Consider the following 17,713-nt stretch of genomic DNA (forward strand, 5'->3'; position numbering starts at 1 on the left):
TCTTTGTTACATGAATGTGACAGAAAAATATTTAAAGCTTTTGAGGGGATAGTAATGGTGAGGTGTTGTACTATGATAAAAAAAATCGGGGTCATTTCTCTTCTTCTATTTCTATTATCAACAAATGCGTTCGCAAATACAAATCAACAAATTGAAGTATTTGATTGTCAAAAAGAAATGGTCATTCAAAAACAATCTTTAGATCCAGTAATCCAAAAAGAAGCAGTTCAATACGCTAAATCAATTACTGGTCCATTTAAAAACTTAAATGTCGTTCCAAAAGATGGCTATATGATAAAAATCCCTTTATCTAAGCCGGTTTCTATTACTAATCAATGGTTACACACTACAATAGACGAAGTACTTATACTACTCCCACTAAAAGAAAAGCCTTATATTATGCTTTATGATGATGAAAATAATCCGCATTTTTATTATGTAAAAGGTAAACCAGGATTATTATTGAAACAAATGAAGGTTAAGTTATAATGTAAGAAAGATCCCACAAATATAATTTGCGGGATCTTTCTTTATCAATTAACAATTTGATTTTCATTTAAAAAATGAATAACCTGTCTTTTATGATGGTTATCATGATCTACAAATTCTTTAATAATATATATAAGAGAATATGGCGTTCCGGTATGAGGACAATGTGATACTCCATTGGCCGTTAAAGGTTTCTTTAGATTTCCAGCAGATAGGAATCTAAGTTCTTTTACGAGTAACTCTCTTTTAGCTTTTGCTTCTTCAAGAAGTTTCATCTTAGATATACCGGATTTGGCATAACTAGATGCTAGTTTATTATATGTATCAAAATCAGGGAACTCCATTCCCTTCCCATCTCTCACTGATGATAATGTCTCACGTAATAGATAGTCATCCCAGTTCATAATATGAGATATTATTTCGCCAATAGTCCATTTCCCCTCTGATATTGGTGCCACCCACAATTCCTCTTTCATACCTTTCAATGTATTTATCCAAATTGAATATTCATTGAAATCATTAATAATTTTATTTTCTCCCATCATCCAATTCTCCATTCTAATATTAGATTCTTATAAATTATAACATCAATCCACATGAAACAGAACAAAAGTTCTGCTGGAGAAGTAAACAATAATTCACTATATCCTTTTATATAAGTTCAAATAATGGCTCACTCCCATATATTTTGTCCCTTTCACAAATCCACTCGAAGTATAAAATTTGTCACCCTGTACTGTATCTGTATTTAAAACAACAATATTAAAATGTTTTTTCGCATCGTTTATAATTCTCACTAATAATAACCTCCCTAATCCTTTCCTTCGGTATTTTTTTGCAATATAAAATCTCCTTATCCTACCAATCTTATTGTTTATTGTATATGGATCCTCATTTAACCCTCCTATTCCAATTAACTTTTCCCCTTGAAAAATCCCATATAAGCATTCACCAGTTTTATTAAACGTGTTTATTTTATTTTCATATTCACTTATTAGTTTTATTAGGAAATAAAATCCTTCGTCTTTGCTTTCCTGAACAAGATAATCGTGTTCGTATATCATTAAATCTTCAATTTGTTGAATATGTATATCTTTCAAGTAAATCTCCCCTTACTATGAAAATACATAAAAATGCTCTAGAATTTTTGATTCTGAGCATTTTTATGATTGTTATCTTATTCAATTCGTAGTATGTGTATTCTTCACTTTAGATGTAAATCGTTAATATAGTTGTTTAAGTCTTATTGAACTAAAGCACCTGTTTACTTAAATGAATACATATACATTTATAATGTCTCTCAAATATAATATCAGTTTATAAATTCACCATTCTTCTCTAGCAGGTATAAGTTAAATTATAATTTGTTAATTGATATGCTTGTGTAACCACTGTTCAAATATCTTTAACTGTTCTTCGGTATGAAAGTAATGTTCACCCGTCTCCATAACTTCTAATTCACAACGATGTTTTTCTGTAAAATAGTTAATAGTTTCAAGTTCACACAGTTCATCCTTGGCTCCGTACAAAATATATGTATCTATATTCCATGTATTAATCGGATGTTCTTTTACATAGCATAAATAATCCCAATATAACTTTTGACCAATCGGTGTCTCTATAGTCATTTCTTTTTGCAAAAGCTCCGGTGTTACATTAAACCATTTCATCATATTTTCAATAATTCGTTCCATATTAACTACTGGTGATAAAAATAATGCCTTTTCTAGCACATCATTTTGATAAGCTAAAAGACTAAAATACGCCCCCATACTACATGCAAATACGTTTATTTCTTTCCAATGTACTTTTCCGTAGTTCATAATTATAGATAATTCATTAACACAAAACTGTACTTTACAAGGAGTGTTATCATTTTTTCTCTCTCCATGCTCAGGTAAATCAAAGCTTAATACTTGATAACCTTTTCGATTGGCTTCTTCAGCTAATATTTGAATAACTGCATCTTCCTTATTTGACATATTTCCATGTACTGCAATAAAAACTTTTTCACTCTTCTCTCCCCACAAAACCGCAGGAATATTACTAATTTTAAAATTATTTTTAATCATACTCCCTCCATAAAATAAGACATATAGGACTTGGAAAAAATGCACACACTTTTTATCTCTGTACAGCAGGCAGTATCCGCTTTAACTCTATTAAATCATCTATTACTATATCAGCGTGAGCAAGTTCATCTTCTTGCGCAAAATCAAAATTGCACCCAATTGCAAGTAAACCGTTGTCTTTCGCTGCATTTATATCAGATAGCCGGTCACCAACTACCGCTGCCTCTTTTATATCATATTGGTTCATAATACTTTTAACTAAGTCACCTTTATTTAGCGATTGTATTTGTTCAATACTAAACGTTTCTGTCACCCACTTGTCTAAAGCATAATAAGTTACGATTGCTCGTAAATATTCTTTCAAACCATTACTAGCAATGTAAATTGAACAATTATTTTCTTTTATATATGTAAAATCATGATGGGTAACGTTAGTTGAAATAACTAAATCGCCAACTTTTACACCTGGATGTAATCCACCAGCAACGCCCGTATTGATGATAGAGTCTACATTAAATTTATGAATTAATGTTTGCACACATGCAGCAGCATTTACTTTCCCTACACCAGAACGTGTAATAATTACTTCTGTTCCCATGAATTCTCCAATATAAAATGGCATTCCCGCAATTGTCTGTTCTTCTTGTATTACTAGCTTTTTTAAAAGTAAATCTATTTCAATTTGCATTGCTCCGATAATGCCGATTCTGTTTATGTATGTAGTCCCCTTTATTAATTAATCCCTTTAATCCTCTCAGACATAACCGATAATAAAAATTTCGGAAGTACAAGTTGTCTCTTTAATCTTTTCGGCTGTGAGAGTAACCTATACAGCCATTCAGTTCCAGTATCCCTCATTATTTTTGGTGCTCTTTTTACAGTAGCAGATATTATATCAATCATGCCTCCGATACCAATAGATAGCGGAACGTTTAATGTTTGTATGTTTTCATAGATGAACTCTTCTTGTTTTGGTGAACCTAGTCCTACGAGTAGTAAATGCGGCTTGAACTGCTTAATTTTCATTTTTATTTCCTCTATTTCTTCACCATTTACAAATCCATGCTGTCCTTTAAATTGTGCTCCTGGGAACTGCTCATTTAATTTTTCTAATGCCTTTTTATTACTTTCTGGCGCAGCTCCAAAAAGAAAGACACGATATTCATTGTCGTTACAATATTTTATTAAATCGTGAGTTAAATCCGCCCCAGTAACACGTTCTTTCAAACTTCCTTTTAATATTTTCGAGCCAATTATGACACCAATCCCATCCGCTGTTATTAAATCCGCAGATAGTAACATCTTTTTAAATTCCTTTGATTTTTCCGTATTTTCCTTTGCAGACATAACAATTTCAGGATTTGCAGTTACTACAAACCTTGGTTTCTCTTGTTGTTCATGTAGCCAACCTTTTAATAAACTTATAGCTTTTGCATATTCTAAAGTTGAAAAAGGTATACCTTTTATAAACTGCTGATCCACTGTACTCTCCCCTTACATAAGCTGCAAATATTCATCAATGTCTTTAGAAATTTGAATAAAAGCTTTATTCCAAAATTCATAATTTCTTATATCTATTTCAAAATGTTTTTTCATAAGCTCCTCTACTGGAGCCTTTCCTGTTTCTCGTAAGAACTCTTTATATTTCGAATGAAAAGTACTTTTACCTTCTTGAGCTATTTCTAATAAGCTAAAACTTACTAAATATCCAAATGTGTATGGATAATTGTAAAAAGGAACATCTGCTATATAAAATTGAATATATTTCATCCATACAAACGGCTGGTATTCACTTAAAGCTTTTCCATAAGCTTCTTTTTGTGCAATTATAGATAATTTCTCAATTTCATCAGCACTTAAAGAACCCTCTTTACATTTTTCATAAAATGTTTTTTCAAACTGATACGATGCTCGTATTGCCATTACATAATTAAAACTATTTCTTATTTTCCAGCTAAGTAATGACTTTTTCGTATCTTTACTATCCGTTGTTTCAATTAGATAATTTAAGAGTACCGTTTCAAAGAAAATAGATGCTGATTCAGCCGTACTCATTGGCAAATAATCATCTAAAAAAGACGTAGATTGTTCAAAACTCATATTATAAAAGTGCCAAGCATGTCCTAATTCATGAGCGAGCACTCTTACACTATCTATACTCCCATCATAACGAATGGAAATTCTCGATTCTTTCTCACTGAAAAATGGAGCACAAAACCCACCTGGTGGTTTATTCTCTCTCGGTTCAGCATCTACCCAACCACTTTCTATCGCATTACGTGCAAATTCTGCTAATTCTTCATCAATATTCTTACATGCATCATAAACGTTTTGTATTGCTACTGAAAAAGGAATCATGATCTCATTACTTTCCTTTACCGTCATAAGTTCATGCCATGTAATTGAAGCTTTTCCTTTCTTATACACGTTTAAAGCACTTACTAATTTATCAAGGTTTTCTTCTGTCGCATTCCACATTTGGAATAATACAGTTTCTGAAATGCCATTCGCATGAAAAGATTGTGTTAAAATCTCTCTATCTTCTATTTCATTACTCTTTGCATTACGCAATCTCCCTATTTGATTTAATACAGTAGCAAAGATTTCTTTTTCCTTATGTAAAGTACTTGTAAGTAACTCGAATACTTCTAATCTTTCCTTTTCATTATCACTATTCATTGCAATAGTATTTGCTTGTCCAAAGGATAATTGTTTATTATTGTGCTCTATTTCTATCCTATCCCGTAATTGTATGTACATATTTTCCCAAGCATTAAGCTCATCTTTTATTAACTTAGTATTATCTGAAGTTTCCACTTCATTATGTTTTATTACTTGCTGTAATTCATTTTTTAGTTCCTTCACTTTCACGGTCAATTTAGTAAGGTCAGATGGTACACTTTCTTCAACTGATCTACAGTACAAATAGTATTCTGTTTTCTCAATAGCTTGTATTAGCTTTGAAAGAACCTCTACATCTTTTGTTACAAAATATTTCTCTTTCAACTCCAAAATTGGAAATAGAATATCCTCATTCAAATACAAGCGATTTAAATCCCATCTAGCAATTTCTTGCATTTTTATAGTCGCCTCCTATTTTTACAAATAGTTACAGATATTTCTTCCTACACAATTATATATGAAATGGCAAAATTTTGATATCTTCAAATATTTAAATTCCTATAAATACATTCTTATTTATACTCTTTTCTTCTGCTACCGAAACCTACATAACATAAGCATATGAATGATACAGCCACTGGAATAAGTATTACTCCCCCAATAAAAGGATAAACCGCTATGCAACATGTAAAAGCCACTATAGAAAAAATTTTCCCTAACTTATTCTTTATTAATTTCATCCCGGCCGCAGTACCAACTATATATGTAATAATTCCTAATGAATTTGGTATTAATACAATTTTATCTATACTGATTTGTAAAACGAAACTTATTAACAAACCTATAATCGCGATAAAGCCTACAACTTTTACTGCATTTGTTGGCGTTTCTCTTTTTTCATCAATATGTGCCAAATAACGTGGTGCAACTTCTTCCTGCCCTAATGAATAACCTAAACGGCCCATACTTGCTATAAATGCATTTGTCGTTCCTAAACAAATGATAAAAGCTAAAAATCCAATTATCCATGCAAATTGGTCACCTAAAGTTCGCTTGATTACCAGCACTAAAGCTGTAGTATTATCAGCGTTTATATGATAAGACTTCGTTCCAATTACTGATAATGCAATACCAATATATAAAACTCCAATAATAACAATCGCAAATCCTGTGGATAAAATAATATTTCTTTTTCTAGGTGTTTTAAATTCTGGCGCTAAACTCGTAATGGCTTCCCAACCGAAAAACGACCAAAAAATTAATAATGATGCCTCTAAAATTGGGTTTATTTTTTGCATAGAAATATGTACATTTATATGCTTCATTTCAATATAAGGTAATGAACTTATAATTGTTACGATTAAAATAATGAAAGTTAATACACCTATACATATTTGAAATAATCCACTTATTTGTAACCCATATAAATTGAAACCAATTGAAATACTTAAAATAATCAGCGCTATAACGTACGAAAAATATGCTGGTAACGTAAAGACCTTCACTATATACATGCCACCAGTCAAAGATACAACGATTTGCCCAACACTACCTGCTATATAAAAAGACCAACCTATAATAGCACCTACATTTTTGCCAAAAGCTTTTTCTGAAAAAGTAGCAATTCCACCTGTACTTGGATGCTCAATCGATAAAAAAGCGAATGTGAACGCAAGTGGAATACTAAGTGCTATCATAACAAGCCAGGAAACAATCGCATTCCCTTCTGCTACACTCGCTGTCATACCAGGTAATATAAGAATTCCTGATCCTAGAACCGCTCCAACGTATAAAGCAGTTCCCCTTTTAATTGAAATTGTTTCATTAAAATGATTAGACATTACATGCACCTCCATTTATATTTTAATTATAGAAAGTTGTCAGTCTATTTGATATTCAAAATTGTATGTAGTCTGGCATTAGATTTTACATTATGTATTTATTTCAGAATTTCACTTTCGTATTTGTAAAGGAGCATAATTCATGGATGAAATTGATAAGAAAATAACCCTATTACTGCAAGAAGATGCCAGAATGACAATTACAGAAATGACTGAGCACTTACACCTCACCCGCCCTAGTGTTACCGAAAGACTAAAGAGATTACAAGATACTGGAATAATTGAGAAATATACCGCACGGATATCATTAGATGCAGTTGGAAAATCAATTCAAGCATTTTTAAGAATTGAAAATTTAAAGATTCCTTGTAAAAAATTTGAGGAAAAAATATACGGAGAACATAGAATACTTGAATGTCACCAAGTAACAGGTGAAAGTAGCTATTACTTAAAAGTAGCAGTTCACTCTATGAAGGAATTAGAAGAATTAATTGATATCGTTATTCCGTTTGGAACAGTCAAAACTTCGATGATTTTATCTTCACCAATACCATATCGACCGGTAATCACAGATTAAAGAAAAAAGGATTGATCAAATGATCAATCCTTTACTCTACTTCATTTAAGAAAAATAACGTTATAACGCCAGGTCCTGTATGTGCTCCGATTGCTGCACCAATTGTATTTACGATAAATACTTCACAACCGAATCTTTCCGTAATTAATAATTTTAATGCTTCCGCTGTTTCTAAGTCATCACCATGAGTGATACCGATTGTTTGATCTTTAATGTCTTTACCACGCTCTTCCATAATATCAACAATTCGGCTTAATACTTTCTTTTTCCCTCTTACCTTTTCAAGTGGTACAAGTTTTCCTTCTTCCACGTTTAAGATAGGCTTAATGTTTAGTAAACCACCGATAAAACCAGCTACTTTACTTAAACGTCCACCTCTAACAAGGTACTGTAAGTCAGCTACAGTGAAGATGTGCTCCATATGGTTCATTAGAAAAGCGACACGGTTTAAAATATCTTCTTTTGATGCGCCGTCTTTTGCCATTTTAGCAGCTTCTAAAACGACAAGACCTTGACCAAGCGAAGCGCATTTTGTATCAATAATTTCTAAATCTAAATCTGCATATGTTTCTTTTACTTCCTCTTTAATGACAACTGATGATTGATATGTACCAGACAGTTCAGATGAAAAAGCTAAATATATACAAGGATTACCTTCTTTTGCATAAGAAACAAATTTTTCTTGGAAAGTTTCAAGTGAAGGCAATGACGTTCTATAAACAGCGCCTTCTCTCATTTTTTGCAATAATGTAACTGACTCTAATGTTACTCCATCTAAATACTCTGTTTCTGCTTCATCATATACACGGAGTGGAATTAAATCAATATCATATGCTTGCAGCAATTCTACTGGTAAATCCGCCGCACTATCCGTAATGATTTTAACACTCATTTTTAAACCTCTATTCTGTTATAAATATAAAATAATAAAATAAAAATAGTACTTTTAAATTATATACGTAAAACTTAAATGAAGAAAGGAAAACACTTTATATTGTATGCACTATTCTTCAAAACTTGAACTATTAATGAAAATGATTCTATTTTAAACACCTTTTTCTTATTATTTTTCTATAACACGAGTAATTTTATAAGTATTTTGTATCATTATATTTTAATTCTTTAACTTAATATTATCTTTTCAAATTTATACTGTTTAAAATTGAAAAGCCAAATCCAATAAAGGAAATGGCTTTTCAATTTCCATAAAATAACCAAACTTTATTTTCCATCACATTGTTTGTTTACATTCATACTTTGGTGATGTTGAATATTAGTCCAGTTATGATAAATATTTATAGCCTGTACTATAATTAAAACAGTGAATATTTACCTGTAAGATGCACTATATCTAAAAAAGGTTAAACATTTTATAAAATATTTAATTTTACTAGTAAAGCTAATAAAATTTGGAGAAGAATTTGAACATTTACTGCTATGTCTGTATCTGTAGTCGTAACTGTAACATTTCTAGAATTTCTAATAACAGTTTCTTGTTTATTAATTTGTTTAATAGATGATTTTTGAAACAATTCTTGTGCTACACGGTCAGCTTTTTCACTATCTGCTATAGAAATACTTATTATAACCACGATAGCTGCTTGTAATACAGCTTGAATAGATAACGCAGCTTTTGTATCTGTAGTAGTAACTTCTACATCTGCTGAATCAACTATTGTAATAGATTCTTCAGAAATTTGGTAAGTTTTACTTTCTTGTGCTGCAGCTTCTGAAACGGTAGCATTTTTAAAAGATGGATGAGGATTTGAGGAGTCTAATGCACTCCACCTTTTATTTTCATCTGAATGACATGTTTTTTTCATACATTCACCCCCTTTCAATCTAAATAATTATTAACTTGTGATTGTATTTCAGAAACAATACTTTTAATTTGCTGCTTTTTTTCTGGCGATAAATTTTTTAGTTTTTCTTCATTTATCCCATGCCTATTAAAAATATCTGAGAGTAAAAGGTCTATAATTATATTCTTTTGATCCTTATCAAACTTAAAGGAAGAAAATTTATTTAAATCATCCATTTACAATATTCACTCCTATCAGTTTTCTATAAAAATTTAGATTAACTACCAGCATTATATGTATTTAAATAAAAAATGCTTGGACAAGTAACTTAATCTTTTATTTTCACGGCTTTTTACTAATAAAATTAAAAAGCTGTCTTCTAATACGAAGACAGCTTTCCTTTACTTCACATATATAAGTTTTATTCACTGTTAAATAATAGGTTCACCTTTGTTATTGTGTAGTTTTCCACACTTAATTTCCCATCAATTTTGAATATTAATTCAGTCATAATGAGAAAGTCCAAGCTTGTACCACATATTACAACAAAAAATATTTACTTAGAGTGAACCCTTATAGCTAAATATAAATAGGATAGACACTTTATAAAATGTTTAGTTTAACTAGTAACGCTAATAAAATTTGAAGAAGAATTTGAATATTCACTGCAATATCTGTATCAGTAGTTGTTACGGTTACGTTTCTGGAATTTTTAATAAATGTTTTTTGTCTATTAATTTGTTTAATAGATGATTTTTGAAACAATTCTTGTGTTATTTTATCTGCCTTTTCACTATCTGCTATAGAAATACTTACTACAACCACAATAGCTGCTTGTAACGCGGCTTGGATAGATAGTGCAGCTTTTGTATTTGTAGTAGTAACTTGTACATCTGCTGAATCTACTATTTCAATATATTCCTCAGAAACTTGATCGATTTCATCTGTTTGTATAGCTTCTTCTAAAAAATTTGCATTTTTACTAAATGAATAAGAATTTACTGATTCGGAATCCTGTTTTTTTGGTTCAGAACCCCGATTTAATGGATCACGTTTTTTCTTTCTTCTACAAACTTCACAATCACACATAAAATCACCCCTTTTAGTCTAAAAAATTAGCAATATAAAAATATTGGCTAACTACTAGCATTTTATGTATTTTCAAAAAAATTGTTTGGACAAGTAACTGAATTTATATTTTATTTCTAATTCTTTTTTGTAATAACAAAAAGCTGCCTTCTAATAAGAAGACAATCCTCTTTTATTTCACATTTATATAAAAGACCCATACTTAAATACACTAAACTTCATATGATATATTGCATCCTTTCTTTTTAGAATAAGTAGTCGTTACTGAAGGGCACTTTTCGAAGTGCTCTTATCTTTAATCCCCCTCTTTTTCAGGAAGAATTTTTTTACTAAATCCTAATATGATTTGTATCACTAGGGCTGGCGATTACCACATTTCCTTAATAGCTTCAATGAATACAGTAGCTACTAATTAAAATAACCCTATGATTTTCTCTACACTTAAACAATCTTGCGTTACCGAACACATAAACTAATTTTTATTTTGACTATGTAACACTAAATTCACAAGATTATTATCCTATGTTTGGTGAAGCCATCATTTCAATGCCAGCAATCCCACACTTTTAACTAATAACTTAAACAAATGTGCTATCTCAAGGTTCTTTTGATATAGTATCTTATGTTCTATATAATGAAGAGAGCGCTAGTATTCCGAAGGAGGATGTATATGAGTATTCAATTGGCCACATCTAACGATTTAGAATGGATTAATAACCAATATGACTCAATAAGATTTGTACGGAGTGATTTAAAGAGAGATAAAGTTGCAATTATTACATATAACAACGAGTATGCAGGTGTTGGCCGATTAGTCCAAATAGATGAAGATACTTTAGAAATGGGCGGAATTTTTATTCTGCCTCAATTTAGAGGGCTACAATTAGCTGGTGAGCTTGTTTCATTTTTAGTAGAAACTGCAAAAAAATCACAAATACAAAATGTATATTGTCTTCCTTTTGAGGAATTAGAAAACTTTTATAAGAAATATGGATATACTGAAGTCGATACTACGAAAGAAGCAGTCCATCCAATCATTCTAAAAAAATATAATTGGTGTTTGGAGAATTACGATAAACACGTTCTACTCTTCAAATTGTAAATGTAATAAAAAAATATATTCTCAATCGTTTTTCTATCAGTACTCCTAATGGGAGCTAAGGATTAATCAAAGATATTTTATCTCTCCTTTTATAAATGGCTGATTAAAACTCAATGTTCTGTCAATACTATAGGTAACATGATTGTATTTCTCCATTCCCCCTTGGAGAAGAGCAGTTAGCTTTTGCTAACTGCTCTTTTATTTTTTCAAAAAGTCACATAAATATCTTTAATTCCAAACATTCAAAAGATAAAATGTGATAAAATTGTTATGAAGATATTTACCAACTAATACATGCGCCCTAGACTTACGTACTAGGGCGCATGTATTTTTTAGTATGTAACTCCTTCACTCATCTATTATCTACAAAATAAGTATCATATGCCTTATCAAATTCATATCCTAACTTTTCTGCTAGTTTAGCAGATGTAGTATTCGCTGCGTCCCAGTTTGGATACTTTCCATTTTCTAAGCAATCCAATATAATAGCTGCACTAACTACAGTTGCCAAGCCCTCTCTTCTATGATTGTGATCAGTCGCAACTTCAATTTCAATCCCATCATTATAAATACTATAGGAGGATGCACCGCATACAACTTCTCCATTATATAAAATGCTATAACCTATACCACGGTTTATACAATCTTCTATCGAATGAAATTGACTTGTAAAATCTTCAGATATCTTATGTAATTTGGGGCTATTTGCGATATGCTCATCTATTCTTCTTAACTCATATTCTTTTGGAAATGCTGATATAAAAGATTGTAATTTTGAACGATTAAAAACTTCTGGATTTCGTTTGAATTTATAACGTAAAAACTTATCTATTTTTCTTTCATGGAATGTTTCTAAGCGTTGTTTCCACTCTTCACTATTTACGATAACTAAAATTCTTTCTGGAATATTACGTAATAACTCTTCTGTTTCTTTCGTATTTGGGTCTCCAGCGTAAAATGTAAAAATTCCTACCGTAACTTGTGCTACTGTTGGATTTTCAAGATCATTTACCCAAGCAGTACCCATATGCCCTTGTAAATAAGAAAGTAAAACAACGTTATTGAAATCCTCAAACATAGAAACTAGTTTTTTTCTTGTATGTATATTCGCTTCATATATCATTTACATTCCCGCCTTCTTTAGAATCAACCACTCTTAACATTTTCATGAGCGCTCCATAATTCGTATTCATATACACACCCACCTGTTCATCATAAAAGCAATTGACTATTAAATTGAAACTTCGAATATTTATAAAATATCAGTAAACATAAAATGATTATAACATCTACTAACTATGAAATGATCAACCTATAAAATAAGTCAACAATAAATATATTTCTTAATCGTTAACAAATGGCTTAAAGGATCAACATAATTAATTATGTAACAACCCTCAACAATAGTTTGAGGGTGCATTTAAATACATGTATTATAACTCATTTTTATAAATAAAAGATTCCGTCTCACCGTTCTTATGTACTTTAGTCAATTTAACAACTGACTTGTACGTATTATCGTCATCCTCTATCATTTTTTCATCTCTTCTATTTCGGCATCACCAGTTCCGCCCTCTATTTTTAGACAGTTCGAAATGGCAAGGTATCCGCTTGATGCCAATATAAAAATAAAAATCGTATCAGGAAAATTAATAAATAATAATCCGTAGTTTAAAGGGTCTCCAGCTGGATGTGATAAAAGTAATCGAAAACCTACCAGTTCAGGTACTTGAACAAAATCTCTAGAAACTCTCGGTTCACAACCCACTTACACTCCATCCCTTCTCTATATAGAATTGCTACTACATACATATAGGAAGAAAATAAGAAAAGCTTGGACAATATAACTTTAACGTAACATTATCGTTACCTACTCGTACATTTATATGGAAATCACACCAATTTTGAGTAAGGACACATAATTTTTACTATAAATACATATAACAATTTCATCTTTCATAAAAAAAACGTTATAATGAGGTGTAGCCTCTACGATTACGTTATAAAGGAGATTAAAATTATGGCTAAAATTAAAGTGTACCAAGCAAAAGAAGAAAATATGGATGCAGTAAAAAATATCATTGATGTTGAGGAACAAAACCCAACTGCTGAAAATTTACAAAATCTATATGCGTGTGTATTAGATACTGAAGATATGGCATTGCCTGAATCATATATTGAAGAAGATATCTTAATTGATTCTATTGAAGTTATGGTTAACGCTTCTCAAAGCAAAGTAAGAGACTTAGGCGCATACGATGTAATCGAAGTTCAAAACAAAGGCAAGAAAACGCAAATTTTATTACTTGCAGACGAAGAATACGAAATTATCGAAGGCTAATCTAACACCGTACATACGAAAAAGCTCCTTTCCAATTGGAAAGGAGCTTTTTCATTACGCTTTTGATGTTTCACTCTTTTTATTCATTTGTTCTTTCTTAATTACCATACGCTCATTTCCCATAAAGAAAATGAACATGAATGCTAATCCAGCTGGTACCAATGCCCACATGAATGTTTGAACAATTGAACTAGAAAGAGCGTCAATAATCTTATCTAATATTTGCGGAGGGATTTGAGATCTTGCCGATTCTGATAAAATGGCTCTTGAATCCCCTAATTTTGTATTCATTCCCCCGCTCATCCCTTTAAATGCTTCTTCTAATTGATCTTGGAAACCTGTTCTTTGGATCATTCCGAAGATTGTAATACCTAGTGTCATTCCTAATGAACGAATGAAGTTACTCGTTGAAGTTGCAGATCCACGCTGTTCCATACCGAAGTTATGAATTGAAGCCATACTTAGTACAGAGAATGAGAAACCTACTCCAAATCCGATAATAATCATATAAACCGTTAATAATGCACGACTTGTTTCTGGCGTTAATGTACTTAATAAGAATAATCCGATTAACATAATAACAGCAGAAATAATCATAATGTTTCGGTAGCTCAGCTTAGTCGTTAAAAATCCACCTAACTGCGCTGTTACGACTGATCCTAGCATCATAGGTAAAAGTAATAATCCTGAGTTTGTTGCAGTCCCGCCGTATACACCTTGAATGAATAACGGAATGTAAACAGTTGCTGACATAAATGCAGCACCGTAACATAATGCAATAATTGTACTCATTCCGAATAAGCGCTGCTTAAACATCTCAAATGAAATAATTGGTTCTTCTACTTTTCGTTCAATAAAAATGAATGCGATGATTAAAATAGCGAATCCACCAAATAAACTTAAAATAAAGCTAGAATCCCAATCATATTTTTGTCCGCCTAGTTCAAGCGCAAACATTAAAGAAACTACTGCACCAACTAAAGTAATTGCGCCAAACCAATCAATCTTTTGCTTTCTATGAACGCGTGATTCTTTATAAAAGAATGTAATAAAAATAAGTGCTAAAATGCCAAGTGGTAAGTTAATATAAAATACCCAGTGCCAGCTAATGTAATCGGTAATATATGCGCCAAGTAATGGCCCGAAAATACTAGATAATCCAAATACAGCTCCGAATAAACCACCCATTTTCCCGCGTTTTTCAGGTGGAAAAATATCAAAAACGATAGTAAACGCGATCGGCACTAATGCCCCGCCGCCAATACCTTGAATGGCACGATAAATACCTAACTGTGTAATATTTTCAGCAGTACCACAAAGTGCCGAACCAATCATAAAGACAATTAAACCGAAAATAAAGAATCTCTTTCTACCATACATATCTGATAGCTTACCGAAAATAGGCATGCCTGCCATTTCTGCGACCATATAGGCAGAAACGACCCATACAAAGTTTTCGAGGCCTCCTAAGTCACCAACGATTGTTCCCATCGCCGTTACGACAATGGTATTATCCATCGATGCCATTAAAATACCTAGCAATAAGCCCGCCACAACAAAGCCGAGCTTATTATTCTTCTCAACCATATCTCTTGCTCTCCCTCATACTACTTATATTTGTTTATGTTCTTTTACGACTGCATTACCTTTTTGATTAAAACTAGTATGATATTCTACAACACTAATTTCACATCCAGGACCAATTGTGACGTTGTTGCCTCTTACAACTTCAGCAATCGTATGTTCTAAATAGATATCATCTCCTTCAACAATCGAAGTTTGGAGGTTTCCAGCATGACTAGTAAAAGGAATAAATCTCGCTTTTTTACGAACGGTAATTTTTTTACCACCAATTTCTCTTACCTTACTGCCTTCATAACGAAGTGAGATTTGAATATTTTCAGCATTAAGTAATCCATCACTTTCAAGACCACCAGTTAATGATAAATCTTCTACTTCAATATCTCCCTTTACATTTAAAGCACCTTTTACATCTACGAAATCACCTGAAAACTTTCCTTCAATATCTATCATACCTCTAACTTTTGTTTTTTCAATATGAGCATCACCATGAATTTGTGTATTACCATATACTTTTACATATTCCGCATCTACATTTCCTTGTACTTCGTTATCTCCATACACGACATAGTTTTTCACTTTCACATTACCGTGTACATCACTCGTTCCGTACGTTTTAAACTCATTGCAACTCATATCATTCGTAATTGTTCCTTCACCGCGAATCTTCACTTTATTATAATCTCCGCCTGCTGAATTACCAGAACCATTTACTGTGAGACTATGTGGATGTTCCATACTGATTTCTCCCTTCCGTTAAACCTGCTTAATTTCTTTTACATTTGCATTTTTATCAACAGTAAGAACACCGGTATATTCAATCAGTTCAATCTCACAGTTTGCTCCTACTATAACATTGTTTCCTCTTACCGTTCTTATGTGAGCATAATCAATATCGATATTGTCACCTTCTAATAGTTCAGCTTCTAACTGCAAGCCAAACACTGTTTTAAATAGTCTACTAAATGTACCTGATCTATGTCTTACTTTAATCGTTTGACCACCAATTTCTTTCGCTCGACATGTACCGTGAATATTTATATTAATTTCATCTGCGCTTAATAAACCACCGATTGTAAATTGTCCTTCTGAAGAAAAAGTATCCACTTCACAATTACCGTCAATTGTAGCTTGACCATTGACTTTAAATTCTTCACCAGTGACATTTCCACCTATCGTACCTTTTCCTGCAATTTTCAAACTGTTTGCTTTTACATTTTGCGTAATTGTTGCTTTTCCATCAATTCGCATCGTTTCAGCTTGAACTGTGCCATCAACTTTACCAGATCCGCTAATTCGTGCACTGCTACTTTTCAAATCGCCAGTAACTGCACCGTAACCGTTACATTCAAATTGCTCACATTCAACATTTCCATTCACAGTTCCTTTTCCGTTTAATTGCACTTTATGAAACTCGCCACCATTCGATGAACCGTAACCATTTATAATCAAATTATCTGTACGCATACTTTCTCCTCCACTACAACAATTTAGTTTTTAATGCTTCGGTATATTTCATAATCGCTTCGCGTAAAACGATTTTGGTGCCTTTTTCAAAAATTAAATCGTCCACGTTTGAAACTAATAAACATGTAGAAATCCCTAACTTTCGGACAATAATTAAGTCACAAGTTTTATGTTTAATTGCTTCATAATTTTCACGTAAAACTTGCAAGACCATTTTTCCTTCTTCTAAACTAATCTCTCCTGATTGCAGTAATTCTTCTAACATGTACACATAAAGAATATCTACAAATTGAAACTCTGCTCTTTTATTCGTTTGTTCTATGAAAAATTGTAAAACTGGTTCTGATGCAATCCCCTTGCATAAAATGTCTTCCTTTGTTAAAAGAATTTCTCTCACACTCGGCGAAAACATGTTCGCTAGTTCATCAAGTGATAAATCCTCTTTCATCGTTTGGATTTTATCGATACGCTCTAATATCTTTTCTTTCGGAAAAAATGTCTCTTGACCTGTAAACGTTGATTTTCGTACAAACCAATCTTCCGGAATTAAATTTTTTCTTTTCCACCTATATAACTGTCCGTATGAAATACCAGTTAGTTCTAATAAATCTTTTTTTGAAATTAAATCTGTACTCAACTGTATAACACTCCTTCCTGATAACAATGTAACATAACACTGTTACGCTGTAAATAGACTTTTATCACAAGTAGCGTAACAATGTGTAAAACA

19 protein-coding genes and 3 pseudogenes are annotated in these 17,713 nt (G+C 31.8%); 4 read left to right on the top strand and 18 right to left on the bottom strand.

The genetic code is table 11. The features are described 5' to 3' along the window. Positions 1–72: 72 nt before the first annotated feature. Complete coding sequence (locus QO049_RS04895; protein WP_000591770.1) at positions 73–489, top strand: hypothetical protein; 417 nt, start codon at positions 73–75, stop codon at positions 487–489. A gap of 44 nt (positions 490–533) precedes the next feature. Here QO049_RS04895 and QO049_RS04900 read toward each other — a convergent pair whose 3' ends face one another. The 8 genes and pseudogenes from QO049_RS04900 to QO049_RS04930 all read right to left on the bottom strand — a co-directional run bounded on the left by QO049_RS04900 (position 534) and on the right by QO049_RS04930 (position 7,024). Then, positions 534–1,031, bottom strand: a complete 498-nt coding sequence (locus QO049_RS04900; RefSeq protein ID WP_053514320.1) for a DinB family protein — start codon at positions 1,029–1,031, stop codon at positions 534–536. Between the two features lie 99 nt (positions 1,032–1,130). Then, the gene (locus QO049_RS04905) at positions 1,131–1,589 is read right to left on the bottom strand and encodes a GNAT family N-acetyltransferase (RefSeq protein WP_000651660.1); all 459 of its coding nucleotides are present in this window, start codon (positions 1,587–1,589) and stop codon (positions 1,131–1,133) included. A gap of 267 nt (positions 1,590–1,856) precedes the next feature. Continuing rightward, positions 1,857–2,561, bottom strand: a complete 705-nt coding sequence (locus QO049_RS04910; protein ID WP_246960236.1) for an alpha/beta hydrolase — start codon at positions 2,559–2,561, stop codon at positions 1,857–1,859. Positions 2,562–2,613: 52 nt separating this feature from the next. Next, a pseudogene (locus QO049_RS30915) lies at positions 2,614–3,042 on the bottom strand (HAD hydrolase-like protein); the annotation flags it as partial. Further along, a pseudogene (locus QO049_RS30715) lies at positions 3,031–3,249 on the bottom strand (phosphorylase family protein); the annotation flags it as partial. The pseudogenes QO049_RS30715 and QO049_RS30915, both read right to left, overlap by 12 nt. A gap of 44 nt (positions 3,250–3,293) precedes the next feature. After that, positions 3,294–4,043 carry a WecB/TagA/CpsF family glycosyltransferase gene (locus tag QO049_RS04920; RefSeq protein WP_246960239.1) on the bottom strand — a complete coding sequence of 250 codons (750 nt, stop codon included), beginning with the start codon at positions 4,041–4,043 and terminating at the stop codon, positions 3,294–3,296. Between the two features lie 12 nt (positions 4,044–4,055). Next, entirely contained in the window at positions 4,056–5,639 is a 1,584-nt protein-coding gene (locus QO049_RS04925) for a M3 family metallopeptidase (RefSeq protein WP_246960245.1), read from the bottom strand. Between the two features lie 116 nt (positions 5,640–5,755). Further along, positions 5,756–7,024: an APC family permease gene (locus QO049_RS04930; protein ID WP_000064917.1), complete on the bottom strand. Its 1,269-nt coding sequence runs from the start codon at positions 7,022–7,024 to the stop codon at positions 5,756–5,758. Positions 7,025–7,166: 142 nt separating this feature from the next. Here QO049_RS04930 and QO049_RS04935 point away from each other — a divergent pair, with 142 nt between their 5' ends. Next, complete coding sequence (locus QO049_RS04935) at positions 7,167–7,601, top strand: Lrp/AsnC family transcriptional regulator (protein ID WP_284489191.1); 435 nt, start codon at positions 7,167–7,169, stop codon at positions 7,599–7,601. 31 nt (positions 7,602–7,632) lie between these two features. On the opposite strand, the gene QO049_RS04940 is transcribed toward QO049_RS04935, so the two are convergent. From QO049_RS04940 to QO049_RS04955, 4 genes are all read right to left on the bottom strand, one after another. After that, positions 7,633–8,493, bottom strand: a complete 861-nt coding sequence (locus QO049_RS04940; RefSeq protein ID WP_284489192.1) for a DegV family protein — start codon at positions 8,491–8,493, stop codon at positions 7,633–7,635. 478 nt (positions 8,494–8,971) lie between these two features. After that, on the bottom strand, positions 8,972–9,424 hold the full coding sequence (locus tag QO049_RS04945; RefSeq protein WP_246960248.1) for a spore coat protein: 453 nt from the start codon (positions 9,422–9,424) through the stop codon (positions 8,972–8,974). Between the two features lie 14 nt (positions 9,425–9,438). Next, entirely contained in the window at positions 9,439–9,639 is a 201-nt protein-coding gene (locus tag QO049_RS04950; protein WP_000342253.1) for a spore coat protein W, read from the bottom strand. Between the two features lie 367 nt (positions 9,640–10,006). Further along, a complete protein-coding gene (locus tag QO049_RS04955) occupies positions 10,007–10,492 on the bottom strand; it encodes a spore coat protein (protein WP_016110152.1) in 486 nt (161 codons plus the stop codon). Between the two features lie 670 nt (positions 10,493–11,162). Between QO049_RS04955 and QO049_RS04960 the strand changes: the two genes are divergently transcribed. Beyond that, on the top strand, positions 11,163–11,594 hold the full coding sequence (locus QO049_RS04960) for a GNAT family N-acetyltransferase (protein ID WP_048656231.1): 432 nt from the start codon (positions 11,163–11,165) through the stop codon (positions 11,592–11,594). 352 nt (positions 11,595–11,946) lie between these two features. Here QO049_RS04960 and QO049_RS04965 read toward each other — a convergent pair whose 3' ends face one another. Together QO049_RS04965 and QO049_RS04970 are read right to left on the bottom strand one after the other, a co-directional pair. Further along, the gene (locus QO049_RS04965; protein WP_246960251.1) at positions 11,947–12,717 is read right to left on the bottom strand and encodes a GNAT family N-acetyltransferase; all 771 of its coding nucleotides are present in this window, start codon (positions 12,715–12,717) and stop codon (positions 11,947–11,949) included. 310 nt (positions 12,718–13,027) lie between these two features. After that, a pseudogene (locus tag QO049_RS04970) lies at positions 13,028–13,353 on the bottom strand (BC_2878 family exosporium-associated protein); the annotation flags it as partial. A 261-nt stretch (positions 13,354–13,614) separates the two neighbouring features. On the opposite strand from QO049_RS04970, the gene QO049_RS04975 reads away from it, so the two are divergent. Continuing rightward, positions 13,615–13,935: a hypothetical protein gene (locus QO049_RS04975; protein WP_001062727.1), complete on the top strand. Its 321-nt coding sequence runs from the start codon at positions 13,615–13,617 to the stop codon at positions 13,933–13,935. Positions 13,936–13,989: 54 nt separating this feature from the next. Here QO049_RS04975 and QO049_RS04980 read toward each other — a convergent pair whose 3' ends face one another. From QO049_RS04980 to QO049_RS04995, 4 genes are read right to left on the bottom strand one after another with little or no spacing between them, the layout of a single operon-like run. Next, the gene (locus tag QO049_RS04980; protein ID WP_000229619.1) at positions 13,990–15,522 is read right to left on the bottom strand and encodes an MDR family MFS transporter; all 1,533 of its coding nucleotides are present in this window, start codon (positions 15,520–15,522) and stop codon (positions 13,990–13,992) included. A 24-nt stretch (positions 15,523–15,546) separates the two neighbouring features. Then, positions 15,547–16,254 (bottom strand): polymer-forming cytoskeletal protein, encoded by a 708-nt coding sequence (locus QO049_RS04985; protein ID WP_000400903.1) that lies wholly within the window; start codon positions 16,252–16,254, stop codon positions 15,547–15,549. A gap of 18 nt (positions 16,255–16,272) precedes the next feature. Next, positions 16,273–16,983, bottom strand: a complete 711-nt coding sequence (locus QO049_RS04990; protein ID WP_098347957.1) for a bactofilin family protein — start codon at positions 16,981–16,983, stop codon at positions 16,273–16,275. A gap of 13 nt (positions 16,984–16,996) precedes the next feature. Continuing rightward, positions 16,997–17,620 carry a YhbD family protein gene (locus QO049_RS04995; protein WP_000102238.1) on the bottom strand — a complete coding sequence of 208 codons (624 nt, stop codon included), beginning with the start codon at positions 17,618–17,620 and terminating at the stop codon, positions 16,997–16,999. Positions 17,621–17,713: the final 93 nt, after the last annotated feature.

Origin of the sequence: Bacillus sp. RB3, from assembly GCF_030164735.1 — a bacterium.
Lineage (GTDB): Bacteria > Bacillota > Bacilli > Bacillales > Bacillaceae_G > Bacillus_A > Bacillus_A cereus.